The 18,345-nt window shown below is 67.0% G+C and carries 17 protein-coding genes; 9 read left to right on the top strand and 8 right to left on the bottom strand.

What is annotated here, in order from left to right; all coding sequences use genetic code 11:
• The first annotated feature begins 105 nt into the window (after window positions 1-105).
• Window positions 106-1,137 carry an NADPH:quinone reductase gene (locus U7114_RS09940; RefSeq protein ID WP_323057234.1) on the top strand — a complete coding sequence of 344 codons (1,032 nt, stop codon included), beginning with the start codon at window positions 106-108 and terminating at the stop codon, window positions 1,135-1,137.
• Between the two features lie 67 nt (window positions 1,138-1,204).
• Here the strand turns inward: U7114_RS09940 and U7114_RS09935 are convergent, their stop codons facing one another.
• The 3 genes from U7114_RS09935 to U7114_RS09925 all read right to left on the bottom strand — a co-directional run bounded on the left by U7114_RS09935 (window position 1,205) and on the right by U7114_RS09925 (window position 3,096).
• Entirely contained in the window at window positions 1,205-1,666 is a 462-nt protein-coding gene (locus tag U7114_RS09935; RefSeq protein ID WP_323057233.1) for a hypothetical protein, read from the bottom strand.
• Window positions 1,667-1,784: 118 nt separating this feature from the next.
• Complete coding sequence (locus U7114_RS09930; protein WP_323057232.1) at window positions 1,785-2,405, bottom strand: signal peptidase I; 621 nt, start codon at window positions 2,403-2,405, stop codon at window positions 1,785-1,787.
• A 67-nt stretch (window positions 2,406-2,472) separates the two neighbouring features.
• Entirely contained in the window at window positions 2,473-3,096 is a 624-nt protein-coding gene (locus U7114_RS09925; protein WP_157242407.1) for a TasA family protein, read from the bottom strand.
• A 247-nt stretch (window positions 3,097-3,343) separates the two neighbouring features.
• On the opposite strand from U7114_RS09925, the gene U7114_RS09920 reads away from it, so the two are divergent.
• A complete protein-coding gene (locus U7114_RS09920; protein ID WP_157242406.1) occupies window positions 3,344-3,721 on the top strand; it encodes a hypothetical protein in 378 nt (125 codons plus the stop codon).
• A 125-nt stretch (window positions 3,722-3,846) separates the two neighbouring features.
• Here U7114_RS09920 and U7114_RS09915 read toward each other — a convergent pair whose 3' ends face one another.
• From U7114_RS09915 to U7114_RS09905, 3 genes are all read right to left on the bottom strand, one after another.
• On the bottom strand, window positions 3,847-4,575 hold the full coding sequence (locus U7114_RS09915) for a hemerythrin domain-containing protein (protein WP_323057231.1): 729 nt from the start codon (window positions 4,573-4,575) through the stop codon (window positions 3,847-3,849).
• A gap of 296 nt (window positions 4,576-4,871) precedes the next feature.
• Window positions 4,872-7,046, bottom strand: coding sequence for a DNA/RNA non-specific endonuclease (locus U7114_RS09910; protein WP_323057230.1), 2,175 nt, complete (start codon window positions 7,044-7,046; stop codon window positions 4,872-4,874).
• A gap of 67 nt (window positions 7,047-7,113) precedes the next feature.
• A complete protein-coding gene (locus U7114_RS09905) occupies window positions 7,114-8,343 on the bottom strand; it encodes a S8 family peptidase (protein WP_157242403.1) in 1,230 nt (409 codons plus the stop codon).
• A 330-nt stretch (window positions 8,344-8,673) separates the two neighbouring features.
• Between U7114_RS09905 and U7114_RS09900 the strand changes: the two genes are divergently transcribed.
• A complete protein-coding gene (locus U7114_RS09900; protein WP_157242402.1) occupies window positions 8,674-9,567 on the top strand; it encodes an SMP-30/gluconolactonase/LRE family protein in 894 nt (297 codons plus the stop codon).
• Between the two features lie 14 nt (window positions 9,568-9,581).
• Window positions 9,582-10,613: an aldo/keto reductase gene (locus tag U7114_RS09895; protein WP_323057228.1), complete on the top strand. Its 1,032-nt coding sequence runs from the start codon at window positions 9,582-9,584 to the stop codon at window positions 10,611-10,613.
• A gap of 3 nt (window positions 10,614-10,616) precedes the next feature.
• On the opposite strand, the gene U7114_RS09890 is transcribed toward U7114_RS09895, so the two are convergent.
• Window positions 10,617-11,213, bottom strand: coding sequence for a dihydrofolate reductase family protein (locus tag U7114_RS09890; protein WP_323057227.1), 597 nt, complete (start codon window positions 11,211-11,213; stop codon window positions 10,617-10,619).
• 287 nt (window positions 11,214-11,500) lie between these two features.
• Here U7114_RS09890 and U7114_RS09885 point away from each other — a divergent pair, with 287 nt between their 5' ends.
• Window positions 11,501-12,124 (top strand): dihydrofolate reductase family protein, encoded by a 624-nt coding sequence (locus U7114_RS09885; protein WP_157242399.1) that lies wholly within the window; start codon window positions 11,501-11,503, stop codon window positions 12,122-12,124.
• Between the two features lie 82 nt (window positions 12,125-12,206).
• Window positions 12,207-12,866, top strand: a complete 660-nt coding sequence (locus tag U7114_RS09880) for a cyclodeaminase/cyclohydrolase family protein (RefSeq protein ID WP_157242398.1) — start codon at window positions 12,207-12,209, stop codon at window positions 12,864-12,866.
• On the opposite strand, the gene U7114_RS09875 is transcribed toward U7114_RS09880, so the two are convergent.
• A complete protein-coding gene (locus U7114_RS09875) occupies window positions 12,820-13,674 on the bottom strand; it encodes a glycosyltransferase family 2 protein (protein WP_323057225.1) in 855 nt (284 codons plus the stop codon). The two genes, U7114_RS09880 and U7114_RS09875, sit on opposite strands and share 47 nt — an antisense overlap.
• A 97-nt stretch (window positions 13,675-13,771) precedes the next feature.
• Here U7114_RS09875 and U7114_RS09870 point away from each other — a divergent pair, with 97 nt between their 5' ends.
• The 3 genes from U7114_RS09870 (at window position 13,772) to U7114_RS09860 (ending at window position 18,270) form a co-directional block, all read left to right on the top strand.
• A complete protein-coding gene (locus U7114_RS09870) occupies window positions 13,772-14,707 on the top strand; it encodes a hypothetical protein (RefSeq protein ID WP_323057224.1) in 936 nt (311 codons plus the stop codon).
• Between the two features lie 160 nt (window positions 14,708-14,867).
• Window positions 14,868-16,256 (top strand): sigma 54-interacting transcriptional regulator, encoded by a 1,389-nt coding sequence (locus U7114_RS09865; RefSeq protein WP_323057223.1) that lies wholly within the window; start codon window positions 14,868-14,870, stop codon window positions 16,254-16,256.
• A 7-nt stretch (window positions 16,257-16,263) separates the two neighbouring features.
• Window positions 16,264-18,270, top strand: a complete 2,007-nt coding sequence (locus U7114_RS09860) for a VWA domain-containing protein (RefSeq protein WP_323057222.1) — start codon at window positions 16,264-16,266, stop codon at window positions 18,268-18,270.
• Window positions 18,271-18,345 lie beyond the last annotated feature (75 nt).

Here is an 18,345-nt window from a genome sequence, read left to right as displayed (position 1 = left end):
GCACCAGCATGGACTGCCTGTCCGGGAAGCGAAAGAGCGACCGTTGGAGCGTCCCGCCCGGCGCGCGGCGGGAATTTTCGGTCGGGGCAGGCGTTAGGTCTGAGTATGAAAGCTATCGTGTACCGTGCCACCGGCGATCCGTCTGTTCTCGAGCTCGTAGACCGCGAGATCCGCGACCCGGGGCCCGGGGAGGTGCGCGTGCGGATCATGGTGTCCGCGGTGAACCCCACCGACTGGAAGTCGCGCCGCGGCTCCAAACCGGGCGAACCCTTGCCTTTCGCGGAGGTCGTCCCGAACCAGGACGGCGCCGGAGTGGTGGACGCCGTGGGACCCGGCGTCGAGCGTTTCCATGTGGGTGACAGGGTTTGGCTGGCGTTGGCCGCCTATCAACGCGCCGACGGCGGGACGGCGCAGGAGTTCACCGTCCTGCCGGCCGAGCGGGTCTTTCCGCTGCCGGAGAACACCGGGTTCGACGTCGGCGCGAGCCTGGGCGTTCCCGCGGTCACCGCCCATCGGGCCCTGACCATCGCCGAAGACGGCCCGCTGCGGCTGCACCCGGGAGCCCTGGACGGCAAAGTGATTCTCGTCGCGGGAGGGGCCGGCGCCGTGGGCCATGCGGCGATCCAGCTGGCCAAGTGGGCCGGCGCCGTCGTGATCACGACCGTGAGCGGACCGGCGAAGGCTGCGCTGGCCACGGCCGCCGGCGCCGATCATGTCATCAATTACCGGGAAACCGACGCGGCCGCGGAGATCCGCCGGATTGCTCCCAACGGCGTCGACCAGATCGTGGAGGTGGCACCGGCGCGGAACGCCGAACTCGACCTGGCAGTGATCCGCAACCGCGGCTCCATCGCCGTCTACGCCAACAACGGCGGCGATCAGATGACCCTGGACGTACGCAGGCATTTCAGCCTCAATGTCCGCTACCAGTTCTTGCTGCTCTACACCGTTGGCACGGCGACGGTGCAGGTCGCCGCCGAGGACATCAATGCGGCCATCGCCGACGGCGCCCTTCCGGTGGGAGAGGCCGCAGGCCTGCCGCTGCATCGCTTTGACCTGGCTGACACGGCTGCGGCCCACTCCGCGGTGGAAGAGAGCATCGTCGGCAAGGTCCTGATCGATGTGTCAGCGGGCTAACAAATAACGCATCGGGAGCCTCGCGCGGGAGCCATCACCCTGCAGCCGGGACCGGGCGGGGTGGCTCTCAGCATGCGACGGTTGTACCGGGCAGGGGCTGCCCGATCCAGGTGTTCCCTCCCACTGTGGGATAAAGTCCTCGAACGTTATAGGGCCTGGGCGCCCTTCCCCCTGAGACTCTCACGGTGATCGGGCTGAGGTCATTTTGGGCCCTGTCCACCACAAACTGCGGCGCCGTGTCGGTGGGGTCACGAAAGATCTCGACACGGAACGCGCTGGCGCGGGGTACGTAACCATAGTTGGTGAAGGTGATCGTCAGGTCCCTGCCGTTGCAGCTGGAGGCAGCCACGGTACCGACAGGCTGGGCCAGGCTTAACGTCGCTGCATTCATCTGGCCCGTGGCCCCGGCTGTAAACGCTGCTTCCGCAATCCCGGGTGCGAGGAGCAGTACCGCGGCCGTTGCCAGGACCCCGGCGGAACGCGCGAAACCGGAGGGCCGGCCTGACTCGGTCTTTCCGCTGGTGCGCACGGCCTGGGCTCTCCTTGTCAGTCTCGGGGTCGGGATCCATTCTTGCCTGTCTACGGCGCCTGGGCCCGCGGGACCCGTTTCGGGCTCAAGGCCTAGACCACTACCGCACGTACGGTACTCATCGCCGGTGGTCCGTGACGGGCGGGGAATTCACTCCAGGTTCTTTCTTCCAAATCGACACCAGGACCATGCAGACCAGGACGGCGGGAGCGCCATACATCAAGCCCTGCAGGAGCACCGGTTCGCGCAGGACCCGGATGGCCGTGCCGAGGTAGGGGATGGTGGCGGCGTGGACATGGACCGTGCCGCCCTGCAGGGCGGCGGTCCATGGGTCGGCACCACTGTTTGCGTCGCCCTTTGTGCGGATGACCGTGGTGCCGTTGTCGTTCCGGCTAATCTCGACGATCCGATGGGTTTCGACGCGGTGGTCCTCGACGGGGATCCCGTAGGTGATGACGTCCCGGGTTTTGAGCTCGCTGACAGGCTTCGGGACCGATACCACGACGTCGCCGGCGTTGATCATGGGGGCCATGGATCCGGTGAGCATCGTGCTGGTCTGGTACCCAAGAACCCTGGGCCCAACGGCCAGGAACAGGAAGAGGGCCGCGGCGCCGATCATCACGGACGTGGTGGCAGCCCTGGTGATGCCCCGGAATGCCTTGGCCCATCGTGTGGTCCGCGCAGTGGCGGGTGAAACCGCCGTCGTTAACCGGGTGCATTGGGTTGGTGATGCCGTCATGGCAGTGTCCGTTCCGGGTGGTATTCCTCCGCCGCCCGGTTTCGGCAGGCGGCGGAGGAAGCTGTGGTTACTTGCTGGCGCCGGAGCGCTGGGTTCCGGTGAAGGACAGGTCGATGGAGCTGCTCTTGGCCTGGAAGCTGTTGTCCGCTGCACCTGGCAGGGACAGGGTCACCCGGAGGTTATCGGTGTTGCCGGCCGCGGTGGAGCTCAGGCCGGCCAGGGCGAGGTCCGCGCCGATGACGGAGCGGGAGGCCAGGACCTGGGTGACGGTGCCCCCCGAGCACGTGTAGGTGTAGGCGGGGGCGGTGCCGGCCTCGGTCCACGGCACGGAGCACTTGTCGATCGCGAGTTGCAGGCCCAATGCCGGGTCCGTGTCCAGCTTGGATGTGGCGGTCGCCAGTGTGGTCAGCGTGATGGCGGACACCGACTGGTTGCCTGTGGCATTGGTGAGCGTTACGGCTCGCTGCACCGTGTCCCCTGGGACAAGACCGGTGGCGGCGACGCTGAGACGGTTGGCTGCGCCCGAGGCGCCCAGCGAGATTGCCACGGTACCGGAGGCAACATCGGTGGAGGCGGAGGTGCTGGAGGTGAACGCGCCGTACGTGCCCAGGCCTGCGACGCCGGCGGCGGTGCCGACCAGGGCCAGGGAGGCGACGACTTTACCGGTGGTGGTGTTCAGGCTGAGACCCATGATGACGAACTCCCATTTCTTTGACGGCGGCCCGCCTTCTTGCGGACCTTGTGGCTGCCGGTTCTCCTGCCGACAACGCCAACAATGCCGGTCCCGTATCAAGTTGCTGGGTCGAATACGGCCAAGATCCCATCAAAAAACGGCCCGCAGGCACAAGGTTCGATCAAGGTCCACACTCTGAACCTTCGCGAGGGAGCCGCGATGCTCGCGGGCGGCATGCGGGTGGGGCTCGCACTATGCTCTGAACATGGCGGTTCGAGATCCGGAAGCTACAACCAGGAACATCAATCAAGAGCTCACGCAACGGCGCGGGTGGATTCTGACCATCGCGGTCGGGTTCGCGCTGCAACTGCTGAGTTTTGTCATCGGCCTGAAACCAGTGGGGCCGCTGTGCGGCAGCCCGCTGCTTCCGAATAGCCGTGCGGCTGAAATTTCCGACGCGCAGGGACAGACTGTCGGGCTGGCGACAGAGTGCTACCGGCAGATCGACTCCGCGTCGGTTTCGGTCTGGATTGTGATGGCGCTGGGGATCGGCCTGGTCCTGACGGGAGTCGCGGTCAGAATCGTGGGAATCCGCCGGTCCGTTGCCCGAGCCGGGAACCTTGGGGAGCCTGTGCAGGGCTAGCGGCACTGCTGCTTTCCGGCCTACTGCTGTTGGCTGAACACCCCGCCGCTGACGCCCCCTGGCAGCGGGGGGATCGCCGATGGCGCGGGCTCTTCCTTCGCTGGCGCTGCCGCCCGCCGGGCCGGCTAAAGCGTTTCGGGGATCGGCCGTCCCGGGAAGAGTGCCGCGTATTGCCTGCGGTACATCCTGCGGCCGATGAGTCGGTAGCCGAGGCGGGCGAGGGCCGGGATCTCCTCGAAGAAGATCGCCCTTCGGTCCTCGGGCGGGTTGGTGGCCAGAATCAGTCCGAGGTACGTGACCAGGAACTTCTTGTCGTGCTGCTTGACGCCGTGCTGCACCATTGCGTTCAATTCCTCCTCCGTCATTACGCGATCGACGGCGGGCATCACCTCGGTGACTTCGCGGCGCAGATGCTCGCTGAGAACGGAGTGAACGTCTTCGTAGCCTTTTGCGAGTTCGTCCCTGGTGCCTGCCTCTGCAGTCTGCATCCAGCGCTTGCGAACGGGCCCGATGCTCTCCACTCGGTCTTTGATCCCTCGGTGTTGTTGGAGCATCTGCTCCACGTGTGACGCGCATGCCGGAGCCCGTTCGGCGAGTTGCGGGTACATGAACAGGTTCTGGCCTTCCTGGTGGACTAGGAGCACCTTGTCGAAGTTGCCGAGCACTTCCCCCACGCGCGCGGCGCGGGCGGTGTCTCCCGCCGCGGTCGAGTGCACCAGGTTGGGCGCCTCCCGGTATGCCCAGAGGAGGAAACGGTGAACGCGCCGAATGCCGGTAGAGCCCGAACTCAGGACCGGTCCCGGGGGCACGGGAGCTACGGTTTCGCCGGGCAGCATCGTGAAGAAGTCAGTCATTTGGATTGCCTCCATTTCGGGAATCGGGCGGGACCGCCCGGGTTGCGGCTGGTGTTTGTCGGCGGGCCCGGTTGCGTTGGGTCCAGTCGGCGTAGGGAGGACGCCGATGTGCACGGCCGCTTCCGCGCCTGAAGGGGAGGGCGTCGCAAGGCGCTCGCTGGTTGTTGCCCTGGGGCGATTGCAGGAATGGGCGCCCAAGTCCGCCGGGATGACGGCTGTGCCGGTCATGCAGATAATCTACTACAAAAGTAGTGAGATGTCACTACGTTTGTAGTAACGAAGCGCCGGAGCGCCTCTTACAACTGCAGGTCCTCGAACGTATGGAGTTCCCTGGCCGGGGTTGGAGTGGCAAGGGCTTCCTGGGCCTTGGGGAGGGGCGTGAACTGGTCGTTCATCGGGTCCCAATCGAACAGGTGGGCAAAGTCCAGGCCCGTGAGTTCGCTGACCCTGCGGATTGGAACCTGGAAGGTTGCCGGGGTGAACGCTTCCCGGAGTATTTCCTCCACGAGTTCATGCTGGCTGATCATGTAGGCACTGGCTGAGTGGCTCCCGTCCGGTCGCCCGAACACCGGAATTTTCCAGAAGGCCAGCGGGATGGGGGTTCCCTGGAAGTCCGGATCGCGCGCGGTGAAGACCGGACCGGTAAACACCGTGAGCCGGAGCCCTTCGGCCTTCGCGGTATCCAGCAGGTAATCTTCCAGGCCGGCCCACAGCGACGCACCCTGGTTGAACTTCTTGTGCTGGGGTGAGCAGTTGGTGAAATGGAAGGTATCGTCATTGGCCGCGCGGGCAACGTCGGCCGGGCCCCAGGCCGGATCGAGGCGGCGGACCAGGTGCCCCCGGTCGAAGTCATTGTCCGTATAGAGCTCGTCGCCCGTCTGCTCAGACCGGTCCAGGCGTGGGTCGAAGTACCACTTGTCCCGCTCACGCTTGGGTGACTGGCTGAGCTGGCCGTCGACGTTCACTGCCGTGTAGAGAGCCAGGCGCCTTGTCCGCTGCATGACGAGGCTGAAATGGTGATAGTTGAGCACCGCTGGATCCTGCCCGGCGGCTGCGCCACGGTTCATCGCAGCGTCGGCACGCTGCCCGGCCGTGAGGACCGGCAAAGGCACAGCCGTGCCCAGGAAGCCGGGGTCGTACCCCTTCCTCCCGGAATAGTCCGGATCTATCGCCACTGCCTCTTCAGCGACTGCACTTCCGGTACCCGGGACCGCATGGCTCGGGTCCGCGGACGTCTGGGCCACTCCCTGAGCTGCCTGCACCGCGCCGAGCCGCACTGTGATGTGCAGGGGAATGGTGAGGGAAACCGCTCCGCCTTCGACTGTGGCGGGCTGGTGCGGTGCGGGTTGCGTCCGGACCTTAGCCCGTTGTTCCGCAGCTGGGACTTGGGGCAGTGCGGGCGGCGGCGGATTGAGCGCCTCCCCGAGCAGGGCGCGTTCGCCCTCGTTCATGCCGTCAGCGCCCTTCTCCAGCCACGTCAGGATGCTGCTGATCCTGACGCCCTCGTTGGCTATCCACCGGATCTTCAGCTCATCCTGCGTTCTGTCCCACACCGTGCCGTCGACGGTCAGGATTTCTCCTGCTTCGTTCCGAGCGGGCACGCCGGAGTGGTGCAGGCCCAGGACCTCCCACTGGTTGTTGAAGAGCGGTGACCCGGAAGAACCCGGCGATGTGTCGGTGTGGTAGTGCAGGAACTGGTCGAACCGGTCGAGGAGTTCGTTTTGCTGCAGGGCAAGCTGCTTCTCCTGGCCTTCGGGGTGCTGGATGATGTTGATGGATTCGCCGAGCAGGATTTTGCCCTGCTCTTTGGTGGTGCGGTTGAAGCCGAAACCCGCCAGCGGCACCGGCGGCGAAGTTCCGTCGGGCCGGGACTGCGCCGCTACGGCCACCACGGTGACGTCAAGGCCGGTATCAGTGCGGAAAAAGGTGTCCGGTTCCAGGTCGAACTGTGATGTGGCCAGGGGAAGGCCGCTGATGCCGTTCTGGAAATTGAACTCCAGCCGGGAGAACCGGGCGGACTGGGCGTCGGGCAGGACGTGGTTGTTCGTCAGGGCAAGGCGGGGCGAGATCATAAAGCCGGTGCCGAAGGAACGGACCTGGAACCGGTCGCGGACGATAACCCTGCCCACAGTGCGTGAGACCGCCGTACCCAGTTCCAGGAAGGCGATGCCAAGCAGGTTGCTTCCGCCGATGATCCGTTCCAGCACCAGGTCTCCCAGCACCTGGTCTTCCCGGACCTGGCCCGGTTGGACAGGGGAGGTATCCGCCGTCGCCTTCAGCGCGTCCATGACCACCGGCTGGCGCAGGACCCGCCGGCTGCGCAGCTCCACCCGTTCGGGGGCATCGACGTCGAGGATACTTCCCTGCGGAGTTTGGGCCGCCGCAATCTTTTCTTCGGTTCCCGCGCGGGGAACCTCCCGCGCTTCGAACCGGGCCTGGGTGGCGGTGAGCACATCTTCCGGTATTACCATCGGTCCGCTCCTTTAGCGCTGTTCGGGCGTGGCATCAACTGCGGTTTCGCCAAGAACGCGGAATCACTTAGTTGGCGTTCGTGGGTGCCTGGACCAAGCCTGCGCCCACGTCCACTGGATCCGTTCCGGCCGCAAGGGGCCGGAACGTTCCCGAGGCGATCAGTTTGGCCTGCAGGAGTACCGGACTGAGGGGGCCTTGAGCAAGGAGCTTTTCAGCCCATAGCGCCGCCACGCCGGCCACGTGGGGTGTTGCCATGCTGGTTCCGCTGATGGTTTTGGTGCCGCCGTTGAGCCAGGCGCTGAAAACCCCGACGCCGGGACCGGCCACGGTCGCCATCGTATTGGAGAAGGGGGCTACAGTGAGCCCGCTGGCGCCGTCAGCGAGGGCGGCCACGGACGTGATTCCGTAGGCCGCGGCCGGCGGGGCAACGTTGATCTCGTATGCGGGATTGCCGTTGCGTTCGCTTTCGTTCCCGGCCGCTGCGACCACCACTGTGGTCTGGGCGACGGAGGCGCGGGCGTTGAGAAGGTTGGCGAGCTGCTCGAAAAGCCTGACGTTGGCGCGGTAGCCCTCAAGGGCTATTGATGTGGCGGCGGGGATGGTCAAGCCGTTCACTTTGACCAGTTCGTCCACCCACCCGGGAAAGTCCATTCCCAGGGACATTGAGATGACCTGGGCACCGTTGTCGGCCGCCCACAGCATCGCCGAGGCAAGTATGTCGCTGCTGCCGCCGTTCGGGCCTCCAAGGACTTTGCCGATTACCGCCTTCTGAACGCCGGGTGCGACGCCGATCCGCTGGCCTGAGAGGTCGCGGCCAAAGATGGTGCCTGCGCAGTGGGTGCCGTGGCCGTTGTCGTCGTCAGCGCTGCCCGCCCCCGTGAAGTCCTTCGTGACCAGGTTGACGCCGGCGAAGGCCGGATGGGTGGCGTCGATGCCGGTGTCAAGGACCGATACGGTCACACCGGCGCCTGTGAACGGCGATTTATCCGCGCCCACGGCCTTGACGCCCCACGTGGCGGCAGCGGCGGGTGCAGCATCGGCCGCGAGGGGCTCAATGAGTTTCATTGGCATGGCAGGGGCGAAGCCAAGGACAGTGGGATCGTTCCGCAGTGCGGTGAGGGTGGCATTTGAGGGGTTCTCCTCCCGATCCACCGTCAGCCCCACGGCGCGTTCAGCGATGTTCTGGGCGGTGCTTTCGAGTCCCGGGGCTGCTCCCGGTCCATCGAAAGGGTCACGGGTAGCGCCCAGAGACGGGGCGCGCAAAATGACGATCTTCTGGTTGGGTAGCTGTGACATCTTGGGCTCCTTGGCCTTTCCACGGACGGGGTTGCGCTTTGGGCGCATCGGCTGCAGCAGTTGTGTTGGCAGTGCCGGGCGGGGAACCGCGCTCCACATGGCGCTAGGTTTACGTCTGGTGGCGTTACTCCGGCGTTACCGGATCGAACCCAGTGCCTTCGGGACGGCAGCCAGGTTCACGATGAGGACATGGAGGTCTCCCGCGTGGATGTTCCCCTCTGCCGGGGACTCGCCGCGCTATCGTTTCCCGTAATGCCTGACGCCCGCCGGCCGGATCGCCCCGGACGAGGGCACGGGCGTGCGAAGGCTGGAATGCGAAGGGGCTCAAAAATGGCTGAGGGACTGACAGTAGGCCAGTTGGAATGCCTGTTTACCGGCTCGGTGTGGGCCGAGGGGCCCGTTTGGGTGCCCCGCTCACGCACTGTGCGCTGGAGCGATATCCCCAACAACCGCATCCTCGAATTCAACGCAGCCACGGGCACCACCAGGGAGTACGCGGTGGGGGTCGAGTTCACCAACGGACGGACGCTCGACGCCGACGGCAGCGTAGTGCAGTGCAGCCATGGCCGCCGCCGGGTCGAGCGCGACCAGGAGGGCACCGTGACTGGCCTGGTGGATTCCTTCCGCGGCCGTCGCCTGAACTCACCCAACGACGTCGTGATTTCGCGTGACTCCAGCATCTGGTTCACCGACCCGCCGTACGGAATTCTTCCGGGCACCACGGAGGGACATGAAGGTGAGCAGGAGTACGGAGGCTGCCATGTGTTCCGCTTCGAGCCTGCTGCCGGCACTCTCACGGCCGTGATCACGGACCTTGTGTACCCGAACGGCCTGGCCTTCTCGCCGGACGAGTCGGTGCTTTACGTTTCCGACACCGCAGGGCCAAGCCATGGAGTACCGCTGAGGATCGTCGCCTATGACGTGAGCGGCAGCGTATGCAGCCGCCGGAAGACCGCCGTCGAGCTTGAAGACGGCCACGCCGCTGACGGCCTGCGCGTTGACGTCCAGGGGAGGATCTGGACCTCTGCCGGACCCGAAGTCCGGGTCTATTCCCCGGGCTTCGAACTCCTGGGGACCCTTGCCGTGCCCGAGACGGTATCGAACCTGTGCTTCGGGGGCCCGGACGGCCAGGACCTTTACATCACCGCGACCACAAGCCTTTACCGGATCCGCACCACCACCCGGGATGCGGCCGCCTTCACGTTTGATCCCACCGCCAACTGATCACGAGGATAACCATGCACTACAGAACCCTGGGCCGCAGCGGCACCGTCGTTTCCAGCTACGCGCTGGGAACCATGACGTTCGGTGCGGAGGCCACCGAGGAGTCGTCCTACGCAATCCTGGACAGCTACTTCGCTGCGGGCGGCAATTTCATCGACACCGCCGACGTCTACAGCAAGGGCGTTTCCGAGGAGATCATCGGCCGCTGGCTTGCCAAGCGGCCGGAGGAGAGGGACAGCGCGGTGGTGGCCACCAAAGGCCGCTTTCCAATGGGGACGTCACCGAACGACGTCGGAACGTCCCGCCGGCGCCTGACCCGCGCCCTGGACGATTCCCTCCGCCGCCTGGGAGTGGAGCAGATCGACCTGTACCAGATGCATGCCTGGGACCCGATCACACCGCTGGAGGAGACGCTGCGCTTCCTGGAAGACTCTGTCAGCCGCGGCAAGATTGCCTACTACGGCTTCTCCAACTTCCTGGGGTGGCAGCTGACCAAAGCCGTCCACGTTGCCAGTGCCCACGGCTGGAACCCGCCGGTCACCCTGCAGCCCCAATACAGCCTCCTGGTCCGTGAGATCGAATCCGAGATTGTTCCGGCTGCGCTTGACGCCGGGGTTGGCCTGCTTCCGTGGTCTCCGCTCGGCGGCGGGTGGTTGTCCGGCAAGTACAAGAAGGACCAGGCCCCCCAAGGAGCCACGCGCCTTGGGGAGAACCCCGAACGCGGCATGGAGGCCTGGAAGGCGCGCAATGACAATCCCCGTACCTGGGCCGTCATTGATGCCGTGGAAGGCATCGCCGCCGCCCGCGGCATCAGCCCTTCCCAGGTGGCGTTGGCCTGGCTGGCGGACAGGCCGGCCGTCACGTCGGTGATCCTGGGTGCGAGGACCACCGAACAGCTCGCGGACAACCTTGCTGCCGCCGACGTGCAGCTCACCCCTGACGAAACCAGGCGGCTGACGCAGGCCAGCGAGCCCCAGACCGGCGTCTATCCGTACGGCCCGCTGGCGCAGGAGCAGCGGAGCCGCAGGATTGAAGGGGGAAGGTAACGCCTAGCGGATCATGCGGTAACGCACGTGAGTAACTAACCGGGTTCCCAGCACTTCCGTCGGTTCCAGCTTCAGGTTCCCGACGCCGTCCAGGAGCCGCTCGCCCGCGCCGAGGGTCAGCGGCGCGATGTGCAGCCGCAATTCGTCGATCAGGCCGGCCGAAAGGTATTGGCGGGCAGTCTCTGCACCGCCGGCAACGGCGACGTCCTTGCCGGCCGCGGCCTCGCGTGCCTGGGCCAGCGCCGCTTCGATGCCGTCACTGACGAAATTGAAGGTGGTGCCACCCTCCATCTCCAGGGGAGCACGCGGATGGTGCGTGAGGACAAAGACAGGAGCGTGGTAGGGAGGCTCCTCGCCCCACCAGCCGCGCCAGTCCTTACCCCACGGTCCGGCTCCGGGACCGGCGAACATGTTGCGGCCCATGATGTAGGCACCCGCGGAGAGGATGCCCTTCAGCGCTTCGGCATTGGCCTCGGCTTCTTCGAACTGCCACCGGTGCAGGTCCTCGCCACCCTCGCCCAACGGGTTGTCCGGGGTCTGGTTCGGACCGGCAAGGAATCCGTCGAGGGATACGGTCAGATCGCACGTGACGCTGCTCATGGTTTCCTTAGGGCACTGGGGGCTTGCGGGGGGTTTTATCGAAAGAGGGCGGCAACTGCTCTGATCCCGATCAACGTGCCGGGCACGGTGAGCCCCTCGGGACGGAGCCGCTGAAGGCGTTCCATCCGCACATGATCTCACGCCGGCCGGCGGAGGGGGAGTCCGGGAGTCTGCCCGAAATGGGGTGGCCGGCAAACCGCCCTGGCCATGTACCCCGGCGCAGGCACTTGAAGGCCCGATTGCAGCAGGGATAGCATGGCCGGCACCTGCCATCAAAGGAGACGGCCATGGGCGAAGCAACCCCGGAGGCGCCATCAGCAGAGCTGATGGTTGACTTCATCATTTCCCTGGACGGGTATGCCTCTGCGGAGGGCTGGCCCGGCTGGTGGGGACTGGAGGGGCCGGAATACCTGGCCTGGCTGGACCAGGAGGGAAAGGAAGACCGTACGTATCTGCTCGGTGCCAATACCTACCGGCTGATGTCCGGCATGTCCGAGGAGGCGGCTGCCGGCGGCTCAGCGTTTTCGGAGGAAGAAGGGGCCAGCCTCACGGGGCTTGCCGCGGTGCCGAAGGTGGTCTTCTCCTCCACGCTCCAGGGGCCGCTGAGCTGGCCGAATTCGGAGTTGGTCAACGGCGACGCCGTCGCGGCAGTGAAGGAGCTGAAACGGACCGGGACCCGGCCCCTGAGCACGCTCGGCAGCCTGCGGCTCTGCCGGTCGCTGCTTGAGGCGGGCCTGGTGGACAGGTTCCGGCTGGTGGTTTTCCCGGTGATTACCGGGCGCACCGGCCGGGAGCGGATCTACGACGGCTATCCGGACATCGCCCTGGAGCTGGTGGAGAGCCGGACGTTTGACGGCAGGCTGCAGCTGCTCGAGTACATTCCCACCGTGCTGGACGGACCGCCGGAGTGAATTACGACGGCGGGACGGTCATAGGTCTTGGGGGTGTCGCCGGCCGCGGCATACCTGCCGGGGACAGGGCACACTTGATGGCATGACTGATTCGGCTGCTGTGACCACCCAAGGCTCAACTGTTGAGGAGTGGACGCGTGCCCTGGCGGAGTCAAAGGGCTCGCCCGGCGGAGGAGCAGGGACGGGAGTGATGCTGGCCATCGCAGCGTCGCTGGCGTCAATGGTCGCCGGCTACACCGAACCCAAGGAGCACCAGGGGCCGGAACTCGCTGCCCTGCACGAGCGGGCCTGCGCCCTTCGCACCGATGCCCTCAAGTTGGCCGACGACGATGCTGCCGCCTCCGAAGCGTTCGGCGCCGCCTTCCGGCTTGAACGCGGCCCGGAACGGGACCGGGCGGTACACCGGGCCTCCGTTGACGCAGCCAAGGCCTCCGCCGTGCTGGGCGAAAGGGCCGTTGCTGCCATTGATGACCTTGGCTGGCTCGCCTCCAACGGGAACCCTGCGCTCATAGCTGATGTCGTCGTCGGATTCGGCGCCTTGAGGGCAGCGGTTGCGGGGGCACGCACGAACGTCAGTTTCGACCTCGCCACCCTGAGGTCTGCCGGTGCCACGCTGGACCAGGTCAGGGAAGAGCATCAGGCGCTGTGGGCGGCCGTGGAGCAGCTTACCTCGGCGCTCGAACGCATCGACCAGCTCACGGCCGCGGTGGATCACCGTGCCGCCCCCACCGACGCCGGCTGAACCGCCGCACTTCCCGCCGCCGTCGTACCTGCAAACGGTCCAGGCGGCGCCGCAGCGGCGCTTCTTCCCGGAACTCAACGCGGCACGTGGTCAGTGTCATGGCCCCGTGGCGGCGGAAGGATGCCCAGCTGGTAAGCGGCCGGGACGAGACGCCTACGGTGAGGGCGGGGTCGTAGATGACCGTCATCCCGGGGCGGAGGCGGTAGGAGATATCGACGTCGTCGTGGACATCCGCGTTGTCCCGCACCACGCTGCGGCTGATCTCCTGCCACACTTCCCGCCGCAGTGCGAAGTTTGAACCGAAGACCGGGGGATGGCCCAGCAACAGCCGGAAGACCCTGAAATAGCCGCTCAGGAACACATGCCTTCCGGCCCAGCGGACCCACGGGCTTCCGCCATAGAAATCGGCCGGCCCGGTCACAAGGGTCATGGGGCCCGCCGCCGCCAGGTCGGCCTCCACCCGTTCCAGCCAGTCGGCCGGGGGCCTGGAGTCCGTGTCCAGCCGGGCGATGATGTCCCCTGCCGCCGCATCAAAGCCGGCGGCGGCCGTGGCAGGAATGCCCTGCAGATCCACGGGGATGCGGCGTACCCCGGCGGCGGTGCAGACGGCGGGCGTGTCGTCGCTGCTGGCGTTGTCCACCACGATGATTTCGTGGGCCGGCCTGGTTTGCCGGGAGAGCAGGTGCAGGCACGTCCTCAGCATTTCCGCGTCGTTCCGGGTGGGGATCACCACCGAAACGGCCGGGGCGTCACCGCCAGCATACCCGCTGTCCACTGCAGCCCCCTCGACCTTCAGCACCCTGTGCATTCGCGGCCTTCGCCCTTGCCCCAATGCTGGCGCAAGAAGGCCCCGGGGGTCCAACTGCCCTACCGCACTGCCTGCGCAACCTACTAGCGTGGCTGGCGTGGCAGGGACTCTGGAAAGGGTAACGGCGTGGCTGCTTGAGGGCGATCCGGCGATCAGGTGGCAGGTGCTGCAGGACCTGCGCGGCGCCGGAGACGACGAGGTCCTCACCGAACGCCGCCGCGTGGCAACGGAAGGGTGGGGCGCCCGGCTCCTGGGCGAACAGGACGGGGCCGGCACCTGGTCCCAGGGGCTCTACCTGCCCAAGTGGACTTCCACCACCTACACGCTTCTGCTCCTGCACCGGCTGGGCCTTCCGGAGGAAAACCCGCAGGCGGTCCGCGGCTGCCACTGCCTGTGGGACGGCGCCAGGTATTACGACGGCGGACCCAGCCTGTGGCGCGGACCCCCGGACACGTGCGTCGTAGGAATGCTTGTCCTCTTGGCCTCCTACTTCCGTTACGGGGAGCCGCGGCTGGACGCGGCCGTGTCCTGGCTGCTCCAGGAACAGCTTCCCGACGGCGGGTGGAACTGCCAGACCAGGCGGACAGGCTCCCGCCACGGTTCTTTCCACACCAGCATCACCGTCCTCGAGGCACTCGATGCCTACGGGCGGTCCGGCGGACCGGCCGAGGTGCGGGCGGCAGCCGCGAAGGGACGCGAATTCTTCCTGGCCCATCACCTGTACCGCTCACACACCACCGGCGAGGTGGCCGACGGGGCATTCACCCGGTTCCCGTTTCCGCCGCAATGGCACTTCGATGTCCTCCGGGGACTCGAATACTTCCGGGCGAGCGGAGCAGCGCCCGATCCCCGGCTCGCGGATGCCGTGGAAAGGGTCCGCGCGGCCCGGAATCCTGACGGCAGCTGGAAGCGGTACGCGCCATACCCGGGCAGGCAGTGGTTCCCGCCAGAACCGCAGGGCCCCAGCCGCATGACCACCATGCGGTGCCTTCGCGTGCTCCGCTGGTGGGACAGTACCGGCAGCGCGGGATGAAATTGGCCTCAGAGCAGCGGCCACGGGCGGCGCATCCCGGTCCGGTCCACCGGCATGACGCGGCCCCGCCCGGGTTCCCGGGGGAAGGGGCAGCCGCCGTGGAACGGGTGTTTGGCGAAAGTCCTCGATTCACGGCACGGGAGGGGGCTACCGTGGAGGGGTGACTGATCGTCCCGATATCTTCACAGTTGGCGAGCTGCGCGCCGCCGGCCACGCCCACAAGGACCTCCGCCAGGAAATCCGAGACAACCTCCTCGCCGCGCTCGCCGCCGGCAGGGATCCGTGGCCAGGTTTGTACGGGTTCAGCCGCACGGTCATTCCCCAGCTGGAGCGCGCCCTGATTGCCGGCCACGACGTGGTGCTGCTCGGCGAGCGCGGGCAGGGCAAGACCCGCCTCCTCCGCACCCTGGCGGGGTTGCTGGATGAATGGTCGCCGGTCATCGAGGGCTCGGAACTGAACGAACACCCCTTCGAGCCCATCACCGAGCACTACCGTGCCCTCGCCCTCACCGAGGGTGACCGGCTGCGGGTGGCGTGGCGCCACCGGTCGGAGCGGTACGTGGAGAAGCTGGCCACGCCGGACACGTCCGTCGCTGACCTGATTGGCGACGTGGACCCGATGCGCGTGGCGGAGGGCCGCCCCCTCGGGGATCCGGAGACCATCCACTACGGCCTGGTTCCGCGTTCCAACCGGGGCATCATCGCCATTAACGAACTGCCGGACCTTGCGGAACGGATCCAGGTGTCCATGCTGAACGTGATGGAGGAGCGCGACATCCAGATCCGGGGCTACGTGCTCCGCCTGCCGCTGGACGTGCTGGTGGTCGCGTCCGCCAACCCGGAGGACTACACCAACCGGGGCCGGATCATCACGCCGCTGAAGGACCGCTTCGGCGCCGAGATCCGGACGCACTACCCAATCGAGCTCGACGACGAGGTGGCCGTCATACGGCAGGAGGGGCAGCTGGTGGCCAACGTCCCGCCGGTCATCCTTGAGATCCTGGCGCGTTACACCCGCGCGCTGCGGCAATCCCCGGCGATCAACCAGACCTCGGGGGTTTCGGCGCGGTTCGCCATCGCGGGAGCCGAAACAGTGGCTGCCGCGGCGCTCCGCCGGGCGAGTGTGCGCGGCGAGGCCGAGGCTGTGGCCCGGATAGTGGACCTTGGGACAGCGGTGGAAGTCCTGACCGGCAAGATCGAGTTCGAGTCGGGTGAGGAAGGCCGCGAGCAAGCCGTCCTTGACCACCTCCTGCGCACAGCCACTGCCGAGGCGGTGCGCGCGCACTACCAGGGCCTCGATCTCGGCCCGCTCGTGGCAGCGCTCGACGGGCACACCACAGTCACCACCGGAGAGCACGTCACGGCGCAGGAGTTCCTGGAGAACCTGCCGTCCCTGAATGGATCGGGCCTTTACGACGAAATCGGCATCCGCCTCGGCGCAAAGTCAAAGGGCGAGCGCGCCGCCGCGATCGAACTCGCCCTGGAAGGCCTTTACCTTGCCCGCCGGATCTCCAAGGAGTCCGACGACGAGGAAACGGTCTACGGCTAGGGGCACCATGGACATCCACCACCACTCCGCCAGGTACGGCCGGTACACGGGCGGACCCGATCCCCTTGCCCCGCCAGTCGACCTGGCGGAGGCGTTGGACGCCGTCGCCGACGACGTGATGGCAGGTTACTCACCCCGCCACGCCCTGCAGGAATTCCTCCGGCGCGGCGGCCGGAGCCGGGAAGGCCTGGACGACCTCGCCCGGCGCGTCCAGCAGCGCCGCAGTGAACTGCTTGGCAGGCACCGGCTGGACGGAACCCTCAGCGAGGTCAGGCAGCTCCTGGATACCGCCCTCCTGGAGGAACGCAAACAACTCGCCCGCGACGCGATGATGGACAACACGGACCGTGCCTTCCGGGAGATGCAGCTCCAGAACCTGCCCCAATCCACCGCGGCGGCCGTCAACGAGCTCGCTTCCTATGATTGGCAGTCCGGCGCCGCCAGGGAAGCCTACGAGCGGATCAAGGACCTGCTGGGCCGCGAGGCCCTGGACCAGCGCTTCGCCGGCATGAAGCAGGCGCTTGAGAACGCCACGGAAGAGGACCGGGCAGCCGTCAGCGGTATGCTCCGGGACCTGAACACGCTGCTGGACAAACACCGCCGCGGGCAGGACACGGAGGCTGACTTCCAGGAGTTCATGGCGCGGCACGGCCACCACTTCCCGGAAGATCCGCAGTCCGTGGAGGAGCTGATTGACGCACTGGCCAAGCGGGCAGCTGCGGCCCAGCGGCTCCTGCAGTCCATGTCGCCGGAGCAGCGGGAGGAACTGATGCGCCTGTCCGCACAGGCTTTCGGGTCGCCGGAACTGATGGCCCAGCTCGACCGGCTCGACGACACCCTTCGGGCACTGCGTCCCGGAGAGGACTGGACCGGGTCGGAGCGGTTCGAGGGGCAGGAGGGGCTGGGCCTCGGCGACGGCACCGGCGTCCTCCAGGACATCGCGGAACTGGACGAACTCGCCGAGCAGCTTTCCCAGTCCTACAACGGATCAACCCTCGGTGACCTGGACCTGGATGCCCTGGCCCGCCAGCTTGGTCAGAACGCGGCCGTCACCGCACGCACGCTGGCGGAGATCGAGCGGGCCATGCAGGACGGCGGGTACCTGCGCCGTGGCGCGGACGGGGACCTTCGGCTTTCGCCCCAGGCCATGCGGCGGCTCGGGAAGTCACTCCTGCGGGATACCGCGAAACAGTTGTCCGGCAGGCAGGGGCGCAGGGACACCCGCGTGGCGGGAGCTGCCGGCGAGCAGACCGGCTCCAGCCGCCAATGGGAGTTCGGGGACGCCGAGCCCTGGGACGTCACGCGCACGCTGACCAACGCGATCAGCCGTACCGCGGCCGACGGCGGGACCCCGGGCGCCGGACTCCGCCTCACCCCCGCGGACATCGAGGTGAGCGAGACAGAGGCCCGCACCCAGGCCGCCGTCGTCCTCCTTGTGGACGTTTCATTCTCGATGGCCGCCGAGGGGCGGTGGGTGCCCATGAAGCGCACTGCCCTGGCGCTGCACCACCTCGTGTCCACGCGCTTCCGCGGGGACAGGCTGGAGCTGATCACGTTCGGCCGCTGTGCCCAGGCGATGGATATAGGCGCGCTCACGGCCATGCCTCCCCGGCGTGAACAAGGAACAAACCTGCACCACGGATTGCTGCTGGCCGGCCGGTTCTTCCGCAAGCATCCCTCCATGCAGCCCGTCCTCCTGGTGGTGACCGACGGCGAGCCCACCGCCCACCTGCTTGCGGAAGGCGAACCGTGGTTCTGCTGGCCACCGGACCCGGAGACCATCCGGGTGACGGTGGCGGAACTGGACCGGCTGGGCCGTGCCGGCACGCAGGCCACGTTCTTCAGGCTGGGCAACGACCCCAGCCTGGAACGGTTCGTGCAGCGCATGGTGCGCCGGGTGGACGGCCGGGTGGTGGCCCCCGAGACCGGGGACCTCGGAGCCGCTGTGGTGGGGGAGTACCTGCGTGCGCACTTCCGCGGACGCGCGTTCGGAGACTCCGACTGGGCCTCCTAGTTACAGCACGGGATGGGTGCCCGGTCGTGGACGCCGGGCATGGAGAACCTCGGAATCGTGGCCCGGGCTGATGGC

It is taken from the genome of Pseudarthrobacter sp. C1, assembly GCF_034720455.1.
GTDB lineage: Bacteria > Actinomycetota > Actinomycetes > Actinomycetales > Micrococcaceae > Arthrobacter.
This window is presented reverse-complemented; position numbering and strand designations above follow the sequence as displayed.